This is a genomic window from Corynebacterium sp. NML130628 (assembly GCF_001875665.1).
GTDB lineage: Bacteria > Actinomycetota > Actinomycetes > Mycobacteriales > Mycobacteriaceae > Corynebacterium.
This window is the reverse complement of sequence record NZ_MLAL01000007.1, coordinates 16715-30798: the sequence shown is the minus strand read 5'-3', so window position 1 is coordinate 30798 and position 14084 is coordinate 16715. Positions and strand designations below refer to the sequence as shown.

Here is a 14084-nt window from a genome sequence, read left to right as displayed (position 1 = left end):
CATCGGAGAACCGATGAGGGGTGTGATCTGTCAGGATGAGGGGTTCACCGTTCGGTTACTTCCCGGAGTTTGTGCCCTTCCACGTTGCTGGAGTATCAGCCTTGTGGTTGCTGTGTGCCTCACGGCGCAGTTGCTCCACCATGTGCGGGTAGTGCAGCTCGAACGCAGGACGCTCGGAGCGGATACGTGGCAGCGCGGTGAAGTTGTGGCGCGGTGGCGGGCAGGAGGTTGCCCACTCGAGCGAGTTGCCGTAACCCCATGGGTCGTCCACGGTGACGATCTCGCCGTAGCGCCAGGACTTGATGACGTTCCAGATGAACGGCAGCATACCGATGCCCAGGATGAAGGAGCCGACCGTGGAGATCTGGTTCAGCAGCGTGAAGCCATCGGTGTCCAGGTAGTCAGCGTAGCGGCGTGGCATACCCATGTTGCCCAGCCAGTGCTGGACCAGGAAGGTCATGTTGAAGCCGATGAACGTGAACCAGAAGTGGATCTTGCCCAGGCGCTCGTCGAGCATGCGGCCGGTCATCTTCGGGAACCAGAAGTAAACGCCAGCGATTGCGGAGAACACCACGGTACCGAACAGGGTGTAGTGGAAGTGCGCAACCACGAAGTAGGAGTCGTGCAGCTGGAAGTCCAGCGGTGGCGAAGCCAGCATAATACCGGTCAGACCACCGAAGAGGAACGTGAACAGGAAGCCCATCGCCCAGAGCATCGCGGTCTCGAAGGTGATGTGACCGTTCCACATCGTGCCTACCCAGTTGAAGAACTTCACGCCGGTTGGGACGGAAATCAGGAAGGTCATGAAGGAGAAGAACGGGAGCAGGACGGCACCGGTTGCGAACATATGGTGCGCCCACACAGCCATCGACAGGCCAGCAATCGCGAGGGTTGCGAAGATCAGGCCGATGTAGCCGAACATTGGCTTACGGGAGAAGACCGGGATGATCTCGGAGATGATGCCGAAGAACGGCAGTGCCAGGACGTACACCTCAGGGTGTCCAAAGAACCAGAACAAGTGCTGCCACAGAATCGCGCCACCGTTTGCAGTGTCGTAGATGTGGCCACCCAGCAGACGGTCGTACAGCACGCCCAGTGCAGCAGCGAGCAGCAGCGGGAAGATCATCAGGGCGATGATCGAGGTGACGAACACGGTCCAGGTGAACGCTGGCATACGGAACATCGTCATGCCCGGCGCGCGCATGGTGAGCACGGTGGTCAGCATGTTAATTGCGGATGCGACGGTACCGATACCGGTTGCGCCCACACCAACGATCCACAGGTTTGCGGATACGGATGGGGTGTGCGTTGCGTCTGCAAGTGGCATGTACATGGTCCAGCCGAAGTCAGCTGCACCACCTGGGGTCAAGAACCCTGCCAGCATCGCGAACACGCCAACGGAGGTAATCCAGAAACCGAACGCGTTCAGACGTGGGAACGCCACGTCCGGCGCGCCAATCTGCAAAGGCAGGATGTAGTTGGCGAAGCCCCACACGACTGGGGTACCGAACGCGAGCAGCATCACGGTGCCGTGCATAGTGAACAGCTGGTTGAACTGCTCGTTGGACAGGAGCTGCAGGCCCGGGCTGAACAACTCAGCACGGATCAGCAGAGCCATCAAGCCACCAACGAAGAACCAGATAAAGGACATGATGATGTACATGATGCCCAGCTCTTTATGGTCTGTCGTGGTGAGCTGCTTATAAATCTGAGAGCCAATCCGGCCATTGCCAGTTGGCTCCGGACGTGTCGACTGGACTTTTGTCTCCAGCCTTGGCGCCACAGCGGTCATTCGTTCCTCCTGACTGTAACTTCCGCGCACAAAACAGGTACACGAAAGCTAATTCTGATACCGCATCATCTTAAGTGACGCGCCCATACATTTGCCAGCCTTTCCGGGCCTTTCCCCAACGTCCACGCCCTCGACCTGCCCCACCCGCATCGGGGCCACCACGACCTACCAGCCGAAACACCAGCAGTCACAGCAGTCACCGGATACATAGCACACGCTGGCATAGCCTCCGGGTTTCGAAACTCCTCCACACACGTCCCCCGTTTAGTATCAACCCAAAGTTTGGGGATGTTGACGCCCGAAAACGAAAAACGTGCCACCGCACAGCACTGCGGTGGCACGGAGAGGCGTCGAAAAGCACTCAGCTGACAAGGCTAGAAGTCCCAGTCATCATCCTCGGTTTCCTCGGCCTTACCAATGACGTAGGAGGAACCCGAACCGGAGAAGAAGTCGTGGTTCTCGTCAGCGTTCGGCGACAGGGACGCCAGGATCGCCGGCGAGACGCGAGCCTCGTCTACCGGGAAAAGACCCTCGTAGCCAAGGTTGTTGAGCGCCTTGTTCGCGTTGTAGCGCAGGAAGCGCTTCACATCCTCGGTCCAACCCAGCGGATCGTAGATATCCTCGGTGTACTGAATCTCGTTCTCGTACAGGTCGTAGAGAATGTCGAAGGCGTACTCCTTGAGTTCCTCCTGACGTTCCGGCGACTCGTCGCGCAGGCCGACCTGGTACTTGTAACCGATGTAGTAGCCGTGCACTGCTTCGTCGCGAATGATGAGGCGGATAATGTCCGCGGTGTTCGTGAGCTTCGAGTGCACAGCCCAGTTCAGTGGCAGATAGAAGCCCGAGTAGAAGAGGAAGGACTCCAGCATAACGGAGGCAACCTTCTTCTTCATTGGGTCGTCGCCACGGTAGTAGGACTCGACAATCTTCGCCTTGCGCTGCACCTCTTTGTTTTCTTCCGTCCAGCGGAACGCGTCGTTAATCTGCGGGGTGGACGCCAGCGTCATGAAAATGTTCGAGTAGGACTTGGCGTGGACGGACTCCATGAACGCAATGTTCGTATAGACAGCCTCTTCGTGGAGCGTCTTCGCGTCCGGCAGCAGCGATACCGCACCGACGGTACCCTGCAACGTATCCAGCAGCGTCAGGTTCGCAAACACGCGCATCGTGGAGAGCTGCTCATCGTCAGTCAGGGTGTTCCAGCTCGGAATGTCATTCGACACCGGGATCTTCTCCGGCAGCCAGAAGTTACCCGTGAGGCGATCCCACACCTCAAGGTCCTTCTCATCAGGGATTTCGTTCCAGTTAATCGCCTTCATCGGCTCCTTATGGGCCTGCAGGTAGCCAAGATACTCTTCAGTCATAGCGCCCATCTTAGCGTGCGCTCTTTTACGCACTAGTCGTGGCCGGAACTGCCAGCCCGAGGAGCACAATCCGGGGGTGTAGTCCGGGCGACGGAGTGTGAGTTTTAGCGAACGCTTCACACCCCTACAGGCGCTCCTTTTCGAGCAACCCACCCCTCACTACCCCCAGCAGTGTCCGACTCGTTGCGTTTAAGTTCACGGTCGGGGTTATGCTGATTAATAATCCCATTGTGAATACATCGATACATGAAGGATGAACAGCATGCCTCTCACCCTCGATCCTGCAGAATCCGCCGAAGGACCCCTCCTCACCAAGGTGCTCGACGAGCTCGGGGGCGAGATCGTATCGGGAGTCATGGCCCCCGGGGAACGCTTCACACTCCAGGACCTCTCCGACCGGTTTGGTATTTCTCGCACGGTCGCACGCGAGGCAATGCGTGCGCTCGAGCAACTCGGCCTTGTACGTTCTTCCCGCCGAGTGGGCATTAAGGTACTGCCCGAGGAGCATTGGGCAGTCTTTGATCAAGCGGTGATCCGCTGGCGGCTCAGCAGCGAAGCGCACCGTACAAAGCAGATCGTGTCGCTTGACCAGCTCCGAAAGGCGATCGAACCGGTCGCGGCGGCACTAGCGGCAACGAACGCGACGAAGGAACAGGCGCAGGAACTCAAGGCGTTGGCTGAGCAGCTCATGAGCCTTTCCGAAGCAGGCGAAGGCAATACGGAAGCATTCCTCGAGGCGGATAAGCGTTTTCACACCTTAATATTGGAGTGCTCTGGCAACGAGATGTTCAGTACCCTTGCCCTTCCAATTCTGTACGTGCTCGAGGGGCGCACCCGCTACGGCATCATGCCGAATGACCCTCACCTTGACGCAATGGCGTACCACCTTAAAATTGCAGAAGCCGTCCAATCCGGCGACTCAGCAGGAGCAGAAAACGCATCCTGGAGCCTACTGCGCGGAGTGGACGACTTCGTCGAGTTCTAGGCCAGCATTACAGCATGCAGGAAACGCAGCCTTCGATCTCGGTGCCTTCCAGCGCCATCTGACGCAGGCGGATGTAGTACAAGGACTTAATCCCCTTTCGCCATGCATAGATCTGTGCGCGGTTCAGGTCGCGCGTCGTCACCGTGTCCTTGAAGAACAGGGTCAGCGACAGGCCCTGGTCGACGTACTTCGTAGCGACAGCGTAGGTATCGACGATCTTCTCGTAGCCGATCTCGTACGCATCGTCGAAGTACTCGGTGTTCTCGTTATTCAGGTGAGGCGCCGGGTAGTAGACGCGGCCGATCTTGCCTTCCTTACGGATCTCGATCTTCGACGCAATCGGGTGGATCGAGGAGGTCGAATTGTTGATGTAAGAAATCGAACCGGTCGGCGGGATTGCCTGCAGGTAGCGGTTGTAGATACCGTCGCGGGCAACAGCTTCTTTCAGCGCCGCCCACTCTTCAGCCGTCGGTACTGCGATTGTCGACTTCTCGAACAGTGCCTTGACCTTCTCTGTCTTTGGCTGGAAATCCTCCGGGTTGTAGCGGTCGAAGAACTCACCGGTTGCGTACTCGGAGCGCTCAAAGTCTTCGAACTTCTGGCCCATCTCCACTGCGATCTTGTGCGACGCCTTGATGCACTCGTACATCACGGCCGCAAAGTACGCGTTCGTGAAGTCGAGGCCTTCTTCGGATCCGTAGTGGATGTGCTCGCGACCCAGGAATCCGTGGAGGTTCATCTGACCCAAACCGATGGCGTGGGAGGCGTCATTGCCCTCACGAATCGACGGCACCGAGTCAATCGACGTCTTGTCCGCCACAGCTGTGAGTCCGCGGATTGCGGTCTCGACGGTGCGGGAGAAGTCCTCAGAATCCATCGCCATCGCAATGTTCAGGGAGCCAAGATTGCAAGAAATATCGTGGCCGACCTTCGCGTACGTCAGGTCGGCGTTGAGCTCCGACGCAGAGTTGACTTGCAGGATCTCGGAGCACAGGTTGGACATGTTAATCCGGCCGGTCTTGACCGGGTTCGCACGGTTCGCGGTGTCCTCGAACATGATGTACGGGTAGCCAGACTCGAACTGGATCTCCGCGAGCGTCTGGAAGAACTGGCGCGCGTTAATCTTCGATTTGTGGATGCGCGGGTCCTCCACCATCTCCTCGTACTTCTCGGTCACCGAGATGTCAGCGAACGGAACGCCGTAGACACGCTCAACATCGTACGGCGAGAACAGATACATGTCGTCGTTGCGCTTCGCCAACTCAAAGGTGATGTCTGGGACGACGACGCCGAGCGACAGCGTCTTAATACGGATCTTCTCGTCCGCGTTCTCACGCTTGGTGTCCAGGAACTTCATGATGTCCGGGTGGTGCGCGTTGAGGTACACAGCACCTGCGCCCTGACGGGCGCCGAGCTGGTTCGCGTAAGAGAAGGAGTCCTCCAGCAGCTTCATCACTGGGATCACGCCAGAAGACTGGTTCTCGATGTGCTTGATTGGCGCCCCGGCCTCACGAATGTTCGAAAGTAGCAGCGCCACGCCACCGCCGCGCTTCGACAGCTGCAGCGAGGAGTTAATCGCGCGGCCGATGGACTCCATATTGTCCTCGATACGCAGCAGGAAGCAGGAGACGAGCTCACCGCGCTGCGCCTTGCCCGCGTTGAGGAACGTTGGCGTCGCCGGCTGGAAGCGGCCCGTCATGATCTCGTCGACGAGCGCAGATGCCACTTCTTCCCTGCCGTCGGCAAGGAAAAGCGCGGTCATTGCCACGCGGTCTTCGAAGCGTTCGAGGTAACGGCGTCCGTCGAAGGTCTTTAGCGTGTAAGAGGTGTAGTACTTGTACGCGCCCAGGAAGGACTTGAAGCGGAACTTAAAGGCATACGCACGCTTGAAGGTATCTTTCACGAACTCCCAGTCATATGCCTCAATAACCTCGGGCTCGTAGTACTTGTTGTCCACCAGGTACTTCATCTTCTCTTCGAGGTCGTGGAAGTACACCGTGTTCTGGTTCACGTGCTGCAGGAAGAACTGATTCGCAGCCTCGCGGTCCTTATCGAACTGGATCTGGCCGTTTTCGTCGTACAGGTTCAGTAGCGCGTTGAGCGTGTGGTAGTCCAGCTTGTCAGCCTCGTTGACTGGCTCCGGCACATTCTTGCCATGAATAGGGTTCGTAGACACAGATATCCTCTTGATGGTTCAGCGTTGATTAACGATCGGCGTTACGGTATTTATTTGTATATTTCTCGCGCAGTTGCGCTAAGCGTTGTGCGTTTTCCTGCCCCGGCAGCTGCCCAACCGACTCTAGCGCTTCCTCCTGCTCGGGGGTCAGCGGCAGCAAACCGAGGCGGTCGGCGTGCTCGATCAGCTGGTTGCGCACGCGAAGCACGTCGTCATCAGTACCCAGCAGCTCAAAGCGGAAAAGGTACGGGACGTTGCACTTCTCCGATATTACGTCACCAGCCAGGCCGTAGTCCGTGCCAAAGTTGGAGTTGCCAGACGCGATGACGCCACGGATATAGCTGCGGTTGTGTTCGTCATTCAAAAACTTGATGACCTGCGGCGGGACAGGTTTGGTGTTCACGTGCGTCATCGATACGCCCCCGCCATAGGTCGGGCAGATGAGGACGTAGGGCTCGTCGATAATTGGCGCAGGGTCCGTGCGCCGCAACGGAATACGCTGCGCCGGAAGCCTCACCTTATCGACGAACCGCTTCGTCGTCTCTGTCAACGACGAGAAGTACACGATCAACATGTTGGATGCCCTCTACATAAAAAGAGCCGCCAATGTGTAAAACACTAGCGGCGTGAGACGTCGGAAGAGTTAAGCCGCAGCCAGGCCACGGATGCGCTCCGGGCGGAACCCAGACCAGTGCTCGCCGTTTACCTCAACGACTGGTGCCTGGAGGTAGCCGAGCGCGAGGACGTAGTCACGCGCTTCGTCGTCGACGGAGATATCTACGAGGTCGTACTCCAGCCCTGCTTTTTCGAGTGCTTTGGTAGTTGCTTTGCACTGCATGCACGCCGGCTTGGTGTAAACGGTAATAGACATAACCTGTGGGCTCTCTCTCTACATAAAATGAAGACTATTTCGGGAGTTTTCCCCGCGCCGTCTTGATCGGCGCTACAAGAGAAGACACTATACCTTGGGTGATATTTCTGCAAGTGATACTACATATAGTAGTTACAGGCATGGTATTCCCAGCACGACTCCCTACGGAGACCCACATGTAGCCTAAACTATGAAACATCACTCCCACCGATCTGAAAGCCCGCCAATGTTTCGCTCCCACCCCAGCCCGCCACAACGCTACAGCCACATGGCCCGGCGCGCCGCGAGCGAGGTCATTGACAGCTATTCGACGAGCTTCGGCACCGCCACCCGACTGCTTCCCGAGCCGCAACGCACCGACATCCGCAACCTCTACGCGGTCGTGCGCATCGCCGACGAAATTGTCGACGGCGCCGCCCCGGCTTCCGAGCGCGCAGCAACCCTCGAGGACTACGAGCAGCGAGTCCTCGGCGCCGCCGCAGCCGCGTTTCACACCGACCCGATCCTCCACGCCTTCGCCGAGACCGCGCACCGCTGTAACTTCGACGACGCCCACCTGGCTGCGTTCTTCGCCTCGATGCTCCACGACATTTCCGGTGCGGTGCACACGGAGGCCTCCGTCGAGGAGTACATCTACGGGTCCGCGGAAGTCATCGGCCTGCTGTGCGTGGACGTCTTCTTCGGGGGCCGACGCCCGCCCCAGGCCGAGTATGACTTACTACAGGAGGGCGCGCGGGCGCTGGGGGCCGCGTTCCAAAAGGTGAACTTTTTGCGCGACTACGCCGACGACACCACCCGACTGGCCCGCAACTATTTTCCGCAGACGCGGTTTCCACTCAGCCCAGAGGATCGCGATGCGATCATCGCCGATATTCGCCGCGATTTCGACGCCGCGTGGTCCGCTATTCCTGCATTGCCAAAACGCTGCGGTGTTGCCGTTGCGGTAGCGGCAAACCTGTTCGAGGCGCTCACCGATCTGCTGGCGGGCACGCCCCCAGCGACTATCTGCGCCGCGCGAGTCCGAGTGTCCGCGCCGCGGAAAGCAGCCATCATCACGCGAACCGCTGCAACGGGTAGGAGACTACGGTGACTGAGCACATTGTCATCATTGGAGGAGGCATCGCTGGCCTGGCTACTGCGTGCCTGCTGGCGAAACATGGTTCGGCGGTGGTGGTCGTCGAAAAGAATGGGCACCTTGGTGGGCGTGCGGACGAGCTACGTATCGACGGTTTCCGCTTCGAGACCGGCCCATCCTGGTACCTCATGCCCGAAGCCTATGACCACTTCTTCGAGCTCATGGGCACCTCCACCACGGCCGAGCTCGACCTGCAGCTACTCGACCCCGGCTACCGCATCTACCCCGAGCATCACCCGCTTCTCGACGTCCCCTTCGGCACCGACGCCGTCGCCGACCTCTTCGAAACCCTCGAGCCCGGCGCGGGCGACGCGCTACGCGACTACCTCGCCAGCGCCGCCGACGTCTACGCCATTGCACTCGATCGCTTCCTCTACACCACGTTCAGCTCACTGCGGCCGTTCCTGCACCGCGACGTCATCTCCCGCGCTTTTACCCTCGCGGTGCTGCTGCTCCAGCCGCTGCAACGCTACGTGAACAAGCGTTTCCGCGACCCGCGCCTGCGCCAGATCCTGCAGTACCCGGCGGTGTTCCTGTCCTCGCAGCCGCGCGACACCCCGAGCCTGTACCACCTGATGAGCCACACCGACCTCACGCTCGGCGTGCGCTACCCGCAAGGTGGCTTCAGTAGCATCGTTGCCGCGCTCGAACGGCTCGCCCGCGCCCACGGCGTAAAGTTCCTACTCGAGCACGAGGCGACCCGCATCGAAGTTATCGACGGCTCCACCACCGGCGTCCACGTCCGCAGCGACAGCGGGGAGCACTTCCTCCCCGCCGACGTTGTCGTCGCCGCCGGCGACCTGCACCACACCGAGTCCACCTTGCTCCCCGAGTCCGCGCGCACCTACTCGGAGGCGCACTTCAAACACCACAACCCCGGTGTCAGTTGCGTGCTCGCGCTCGTGGGGGTGCGGGGCACGTTGCCCGAGCTGCTGCATCACACACTGTTCTTTTCCGAGGAGTGGGACGAAGACTTCGACGCCGTCTTCCCCGCTAGCGGCCACGCCTCACGTGACGCATCGCGTTCCATTTATGTGTGCAAGCCCTCCGCCACGGACCCGACTGTCGCCCCCTCCGGGTGCGAGAATCTGTTCGTGCTCATCCCGGTCGCAGCCGACCCGTCGATCGGTCACGGGGACGCGTATGGCGCTGCGGAATCCCCGCGTGTCGCCGCCATCGTTGACGCGACACTGGACCTCATCGCCACACGTACCGGCGTCGCTGACCTGCGGGAGCGGGTCGTCGTAAAGCGCACTATTGGTCCTGCAGACTTCGCCGGACGCTACTACTCCTTCGCCGCCGGCGCCATCGGGCCCGCGCATACCCTGCGGCAATCCGCGTTCCTCCGCGGGCGCAACATTTCCGCCAAGGTGGACAACCTGTATTACGCCGGGCAAACCACCGTCCCGGGCGTCGGCGTGCCCATGTGCTTCATCTCCGCTGAGAACGTGGTCAAGCGCATGCTCGGACTTCGTGACGCATCTCCACTCACACAAGCACAAATATAGGCATTATTGTATTTGGCCAAAGATTCAGTTTAGGGAGTTCCCATCGTGCTTAGACTGTGGGTCTGTCCCAGTCCCACGTCGGTGCGGTCTCATCCGCAAACGAATCCATACCCCACCCATCCATCTCAATTTCCGCAGCATCATCCCGATACCCCACCCGACCAGGCTCACACACCCACTGCTCACCACTAGCAAACCGGAAATACAACGTCGAGCCCGGTTTGACCACCCGAATAAACCCATCAGTGGCCAACGAATGACACCGCGAACACAACGGCACAAGATTCTCCAGATCCGTTGCACCACCCTCAGCCCAATCCCGAATATGATGCATCTGCAAAAACCTGGTATGCCCACATCCCGGCACCGCACACGTATGCCCCCACATCCCCAACAACACCTGCACCTGCTTGCTACTGGCCAAACGCCGCTTGCGCCCAAACTTGACCACCTGGCCTTCGGCGTCATAGAGCACACCCATCAAATCCCCATGATCAACCAGGTTGGCAAGCCTGCGGGCAGGAGCCGCCATATGATTCGGTAAGAATGCTCGCCCATCAGTAGTCATATGCACCATCACCTGTGCCGCCGGCGCCATCGTGGCATGTGTGGCGGCTCCAGTGCGCACCATGTGCACCATCCCCATCAACGATTGCAGCATCAACCTCGCCGGCGGAAGTCCAAAGGTTGAGCGCATCATCTGCGCATCAGCCTCATCTATCGCATTGTCATCTGCATAGGCGTGCGCTCCTGCCCGCAGGGCTGCCTGGAAGGCCACACCGTCGGGAGCGTTCATGCAAAACCAGCCACGTAGGTATTGGCCGTCTTCACGAATCGACAGCCCGCAGTGCGCACCAGCATCCTCGGGTTGCTTGTCGGTGGGGGTCGCCCCTGCGAGGGCATGTACGAGGCCTTGGTAGCCGGAATTGGCGGCAATGTCGATAAGTTCGTGTTGATTCGCATCGGTGGCGTAGTCGAGCATGTATCGCACACTGGTGTAATCAATAGCTCCTGCGCGAAGGGCGTCAAGGATGGCGGGAAAGCCTGTCAGTTTGCGTGCCACAGCTGCGTATTCGTAGGCGCGGGTGCGTTTCATTTTCAGCACTCTGGCAAGCCATGCACCGGTTGAGGCACACCCGTAGGTTTCGGCGAGGTTGTGAGTGTCGAACTCGGCGATCGCGGAAAGTATCTCTGCGTGTGAGTATGCGAAAAGGCGTGCGCTTTCAACGATGGTGTTGACGATGGTGTCGGCGTCGATGGTGGTGTGCATGGCTCCCCCCTGATGTTTTGGTTGTTTCGTTTAGTATACGTGTTCGAGTGGTGGTGTCAAGGGGTTTGCGTGAAATGTGTGGGCCGGGGTGTCCGCGCGGCGGACAGTGTGGGGGTTGTTTGTCGACGCCCACCTTGGGTCGCGAGCGTGCATTGTGTCCGCGCGGCGGACACGTTGCTGCAATCGTTGGGGTGTTGAGCTGAACTCCCTCTGTCCGCGCCGCGGGATGCTACTGGAGACGACTAAAGCTTCGTTGGTGTCCGCGCGGCGGACAGGCTGGCAGACGCCAACCGGGTTGCAGGGAGGTACCTACTCTGTCCGCGCCGCGGAATCTAGCCATCAGCGGTGCTGATCACTGGTTGGTGTCCGCGCCGTGGACACCGTACTTGTTTGGATGTAGGTTGTGGCGTCGATGTCGATAGTGTCCGCCCCGCGGACTCCCCGCTAAGCAATCAACACACCGCGACTGGTAGCTGATCCAGTCGGCCACGGAGCTGCTCTGCAACGGCGTTGGCCATGGCTTGCCCGGTTTGGTAGCTGCCATCGGCGGGGACAACAGTCAAAGCCAAAGCAACATCTTGGCCAGCGATATTCGAGACGAGTCCCATTTGGCGCACTTCATATCCGCCGGAAACCGAGGGCCCCCACCCGCCTTTGAGCCGCGCGTTGGGGAGTTGTCCAAGACCATAGTCCTGCCCAGGCACGATTTGCCCCATCAGTTCGAGGACGGGTGCGGCGCCGTTCAGGCAGCTCAGATGGGACATGAAGGTGGATTCCTCGGTGGTGGTGAGCATGGTTTGGCCGAAGGTTGAGAACTCGGGTCGGACGCGTTCGGTGTTGATGGTTTTCGGCACGCCGCCGTCGGCGAGAACGGTGTCGCCTGCGCCGGGTGGCAGGGCGTTCCAGAGTTGCAGCGCGGCGTCGTTATCTGAGGCGGTGATCGCGGCGGGTGCGGCAGCCTGCGCGGTATCGGGTGCGACGCGGTACGCGGCTACTGCGAGGGGGACTTTGATGGTGGACCAGGCTGGCATCGCTGGGTCGTCACCGCTTCCTATGCCGTCCGCGGCGACTGCGACGGTGCCTCCGAACTGGGTGGCAACGTCGTCAGCAATCGTGGAGAGCAGCGTATCGACGCCCTCTCCGACGGTAGCTGCTGGGGCAGGAGTTAGCGCGGTCGGATGCATCGTCGTTGAGGTGACGGTGATGGTCGGCGGGGCGTCATTGGTTGGTGTCCCGCAGGCGCCGAGGGCGGTCACGGCGAGGAGGGCACAGCATGCTCGTTTCACCCCCACCACCCTAGTGCCCTGGGAACGAAAAAACCCGCACACAAAGTGCGGGTTTTCACGAGTGCTGAATTAGCCCTGACGAGCCTTGAAGCGTGGCTCCTTCTTGTTCAGGACGTAAACCTTGCCACGGCGACGCACAACCTGGGCGCCCGGCTTGTTCTTCAGCGACCGAAGCGACTTGCGGACCTTCATCGGGCGCTCCTTTCTAATCGAGGATCTTCATCTTCGTGCGACCACTGGAAACAGTCTGGTCGCGACACGTCGGGTTATATTACCCCATCACATGGGGAAACCAAAACGCTGATGCTACTTGGTGTAGCGTTGCTCCATTTCCGACGCCACTTCGTCCAAGCTCCGGTTCATCGTTTCGGGGACGAAGCTGCGGACGAACCCTACTGCAAGGATGCCACAAATGATGAAGATGGAGAACGTGGTGGTGGCGGAGAGGGCGTCGACAAGTGGAAGGAAGAACTGGGCGACGGCCCAATTCATCACCCACAATGCGAGCCCCGCTAGTCCCATTCCGGCGCCACGGATTTGGGGCGGGACTAGCTCGGAAATGAGCAGCCAGGTGGTGGGCGAGACTGCTGCCTGCTGCGACGCGATGAACAGCGCCATGCAGGCGAGCGAGACCCACGCGAGTGCGGCGTTGTTTTCCGCAGCACGATACGTGAGTGTGAGTGCGAAGAGGAAGATGACGTTGCCGCTCAGGCCGATGAGCAACAGCCGTTTGCGGCCGATTTTGTCGATGACCTGCAACCCGACCCAGCATGCGACAACGGACACGAGGCCGATGACCATAGAGGTGTACACGGCGTTTTCGGTGGAAAGCCCGACTTTGCTCATCATCGTTGGCGCGAAGTAGACGATGGCGTTGACGCCCGTGACTTGCTGCGTGATGCCGAGCAGCGCGGCGATCAGCACGGTCATGCGTAGCCATCGCACGTTACGCAGGCGTGCCCACTCGCCGCCACGTTGGGCGCGAAGCTCGGTGTCTTCGGCAGTCTCGAGGGTGAGTTCCTCGCGTGTCATGCCGACGCGGTCGCCGATGGTGAGGGCGGCGTCGAGACGCTGGTGACGGGCGAGCCACAGGGGCGTTTCAGGCAGGAACACCATGCCGATGGCCAGCGCGGCTCCGGGCACTGCGGCGAGTCCAAGCATCAGCTGCCAGCTACCGGTGGAGGCAAGTGCCGAGTTCACTGAGTACGCAAGCAGCTGCCCCACCACGATCATCAGCGTGTTCAGCGACACCATCTTGCCGCGCACCCGCGCGGGCACCATCTCCGAGATGTACATCGGCGCCACGATGGACACTCCACCGACGCCGAGGCCCAGGAATGTTCGAGCCGCCGCCAGCGCCCCCACCGATCCCGCAAGCGCGCACCACAGTGAGCCCGCAATGAACACGAGGCCGCCAATTATTAAGGTCCGTTTGCGCCCGAGCCTGTCCGCAATCGACCCACCACTCAGCGCGCCAATCGCGGCGCCGACGAGCAACATCGAGGTCACCAGGCCTTCTTGTCCTGGGGTGAGCTGGAATTCGGGAGTGATGTAGAGCAGCGCGCCGCTCATCACGCCGGTGTCGTAACCGAAGAGCAGTCCGCCCAGTGCGGCGACGCCCGCAACTCTCCGGACATAGCTTCGCTGGGCAGTGGTGAGTTGTTGCATGCATACCAATATGCACTGTAGGTACGCTG

The 14084-nt window shown here is 59.9% G+C and carries 11 protein-coding genes and 1 pseudogene; 3 read left to right on the top strand and 9 right to left on the bottom strand.

The genetic code is table 11. The annotated features are described in order from the left end of the window. Positions 1-55: 55 nt before the first annotated feature. Positions 56-1792, bottom strand: coding sequence for a cytochrome c oxidase subunit I (ctaD, locus tag BJP07_RS00875; RefSeq protein WP_071565622.1), 1737 nt, complete (start codon positions 1790-1792; stop codon positions 56-58). A gap of 374 nt (positions 1793-2166) precedes the next feature. Then, positions 2167-3156 carry a class 1b ribonucleoside-diphosphate reductase subunit beta gene (gene nrdF, locus BJP07_RS00870; protein ID WP_071565660.1) on the bottom strand — a complete coding sequence of 330 codons (990 nt, stop codon included), beginning with the start codon at positions 3154-3156 and terminating at the stop codon, positions 2167-2169. Between the two features lie 253 nt (positions 3157-3409). Between nrdF and BJP07_RS00865 the strand changes: the two genes are divergently transcribed. Continuing rightward, positions 3410-4141, top strand: a complete 732-nt coding sequence (locus tag BJP07_RS00865; RefSeq protein ID WP_071565621.1) for a FadR/GntR family transcriptional regulator — start codon at positions 3410-3412, stop codon at positions 4139-4141. 7 nt (positions 4142-4148) lie between these two features. Here BJP07_RS00865 and nrdE read toward each other — a convergent pair whose 3' ends face one another. The 3 genes and pseudogenes from nrdE to nrdH form a co-directional block, all read right to left on the bottom strand. Beyond that, a complete protein-coding gene (gene nrdE / locus BJP07_RS00860) occupies positions 4149-6317 on the bottom strand; it encodes a class 1b ribonucleoside-diphosphate reductase subunit alpha (protein ID WP_071565620.1) in 2169 nt (722 codons plus the stop codon). Positions 6318-6468: 151 nt separating this feature from the next. Continuing rightward, positions 6469-6891 (bottom strand): annotated as a pseudogene (nrdI, locus tag BJP07_RS00855) (class Ib ribonucleoside-diphosphate reductase assembly flavoprotein NrdI); the annotation flags it as partial. Between the two features lie 69 nt (positions 6892-6960). Then, on the bottom strand, positions 6961-7188 hold the full coding sequence (gene nrdH, locus BJP07_RS00850) for a glutaredoxin-like protein NrdH (RefSeq protein WP_070361976.1): 228 nt from the start codon (positions 7186-7188) through the stop codon (positions 6961-6963). Positions 7189-7456: 268 nt separating this feature from the next. Between nrdH and BJP07_RS00845 the strand changes: the two genes are divergently transcribed. Together BJP07_RS00845 and crtI are read left to right on the top strand one after the other, a co-directional pair. Next, positions 7457-8278, top strand: coding sequence for a phytoene/squalene synthase family protein (locus tag BJP07_RS00845; protein ID WP_071565659.1), 822 nt, complete (start codon positions 7457-7459; stop codon positions 8276-8278). Next, the gene (gene crtI, locus BJP07_RS00840; protein WP_071565618.1) at positions 8275-9831 is read left to right on the top strand and encodes a phytoene desaturase family protein; all 1557 of its coding nucleotides are present in this window, start codon (positions 8275-8277) and stop codon (positions 9829-9831) included. The genes BJP07_RS00845 and crtI overlap by 4 nt, the downstream gene beginning before the upstream one ends. A 49-nt stretch (positions 9832-9880) precedes the next feature. Here the strand turns inward: crtI and BJP07_RS00835 are convergent, their stop codons facing one another. From BJP07_RS00835 to BJP07_RS00820, 4 genes are all read right to left on the bottom strand, one after another. Beyond that, positions 9881-11101: an HNH endonuclease signature motif containing protein gene (locus BJP07_RS00835; RefSeq protein ID WP_071565617.1), complete on the bottom strand. Its 1221-nt coding sequence runs from the start codon at positions 11099-11101 to the stop codon at positions 9881-9883. 452 nt (positions 11102-11553) lie between these two features. After that, a complete protein-coding gene (locus BJP07_RS00830) occupies positions 11554-12387 on the bottom strand; it encodes a hypothetical protein (RefSeq protein WP_255365877.1) in 834 nt (277 codons plus the stop codon). A 69-nt stretch (positions 12388-12456) separates the two neighbouring features. Then, positions 12457-12579: a type B 50S ribosomal protein L36 gene (gene ykgO, locus BJP07_RS00825; RefSeq protein ID WP_018020497.1), complete on the bottom strand. Its 123-nt coding sequence runs from the start codon at positions 12577-12579 to the stop codon at positions 12457-12459. A gap of 114 nt (positions 12580-12693) precedes the next feature. Continuing rightward, positions 12694-14055: a sugar porter family MFS transporter gene (locus BJP07_RS00820; RefSeq protein ID WP_071565616.1), complete on the bottom strand. Its 1362-nt coding sequence runs from the start codon at positions 14053-14055 to the stop codon at positions 12694-12696. Positions 14056-14084: the final 29 nt, after the last annotated feature.

Bases quoted from the DNA above. Each gene is read 5' to 3' on its own strand.
- BJP07_RS00845 (WP_071565659.1), top strand. From the start codon at position 7,457: ATGGCCCGGCGCGCCGCGAGCGAGGTCATTGACAGCTATTCGACGAGC.
- BJP07_RS00865 (WP_071565621.1), top strand. From the start codon at position 3,410: ATGAACAGCATGCCTCTCACCCTCGATCCTGCAGAATCCGCCGAAGGA.
- nrdH (WP_070361976.1), bottom strand. From the start codon at position 7,188: ATGTCTATTACCGTTTACACCAAGCCGGCGTGCATGCAGTGCAAAGCA.
- BJP07_RS00820 (WP_071565616.1), bottom strand. From the start codon at position 14,055: ATGCAACAACTCACCACTGCCCAGCGAAGCTATGTCCGGAGAGTTGCG.
- BJP07_RS00835 (WP_071565617.1), bottom strand. From the start codon at position 11,101: ATGCACACCACCATCGACGCCGACACCATCGTCAACACCATCGTTGAA.
- ykgO (WP_018020497.1), bottom strand. From the start codon at position 12,579: ATGAAGGTCCGCAAGTCGCTTCGGTCGCTGAAGAACAAGCCGGGCGCC.
- nrdF (WP_071565660.1), bottom strand. From the start codon at position 3,156: ATGACTGAAGAGTATCTTGGCTACCTGCAGGCCCATAAGGAGCCGATG.
- ctaD (WP_071565622.1), bottom strand. From the start codon at position 1,792: ATGACCGCTGTGGCGCCAAGGCTGGAGACAAAAGTCCAGTCGACACGT.